This is a genomic window from Allobosea sp. CER48 (assembly GCF_044752385.1).
Lineage (GTDB): Bacteria > Pseudomonadota > Alphaproteobacteria > Rhizobiales > Beijerinckiaceae > Allobosea.
Genome location: NZ_JBIWYK010000742.1, coordinates 1 through 1,053, shown reverse-complemented (window position 1 = coordinate 1,053; position 1,053 = coordinate 1). Strand labels below are relative to the sequence as shown.

At 66.6% G+C, this 1,053-nt stretch carries 1 protein-coding gene; it reads right to left on the bottom strand.

The window, feature by feature from the left end:
• The coding region (locus ACIPIA_RS16930) for an NAD(P)(+) transhydrogenase (Re/Si-specific) subunit beta (RefSeq protein WP_400511161.1) at positions 1-1,053 on the bottom strand (1,053 nt) is incomplete at both ends.

The window sequence follows — 1,053 nt, the reverse complement described above, 5'->3', positions numbered from 1 at the left end:
CCTGCCCGAATTCCGAGTTGATGTCCTCGAGTTCGAAGACCTCGTCATAGGGCACGTTGGCTTCCGCCAGCAGCACGTTCATGTGGCCGGGCATGCGGCCTGCGACCGGATGGATGGCGTACTTGACCTCGACGCCTTCCTTCTTGAGCAGGTCGGCCATCTCGCGCAGCGTGTGCTGCGCCTGCGCCACCGCCATGCCGTACCCCGGCACGATGATGACCTTGCCGGCGTTCTTCATGATGTAGGCCGCATCATCAGGCGAGCCCTGCTTGACCGGCCGCGCCTCGACCGCTCCGCCGGCGCCGGCCGCGGCGTCATCGCCGCCGAAACCGCCGAGGATGACCGAGATGAAGCTTCGGTTCATCGCCTTGCACATGATGTAGGACAGGATCGCGCCGGACGAGCCGACGAGCGCGCCGGTGATGATCAGCGCCATGTTGCCGAGCGTGAAGCCGATGCCGGCCGCGGCCCAGCCGGAATACGAGTTCAGCATCGAGACCACGACGGGCATGTCGGCGCCGCCGATCGGAATGATCAGCAGGATGCCGAGCACCAGCGAGACCACGACGATCAGCCAGAAGACGCCGTGGCTCTCGCTCTTGATGAAGATCGCGAGCAGGACGACGAGCGCGATGCCGAGGCCGATATTGATGCCGTGGCGCTGCGGCAGCATGATCGGCTTGCCGCTCATCCGCCCGTCGAGCTTCAGGAAGGCGATGATCGAGCCGGTGAAGGTGATCGCGCCGATCGCGACGCCCAGCGCCATCTCGAACAGGCTCGCGCCCTTGATCGCGCCGACATGGCCGATTCCGAAGGCTTCCGGCGCATAGAGCGCGGCCGCCGCGACCAGCACCGCGGCCAGGCCGACCAGCGAGTGGAAGAAGGCGACGAGCTGCGGCATCTGCGTCATCTGCACGCGCTTGGCCATGTAGGCGCCGATGCCGCCGCCGATCGCGATGCCGAGGACGACGAGCAACCAGCCGGAGAAGCCGGCCGGCGGGAAGAACACCACGGTCGTACCGATGGCGAGCGCCATGCCGATCATGCCGTAGC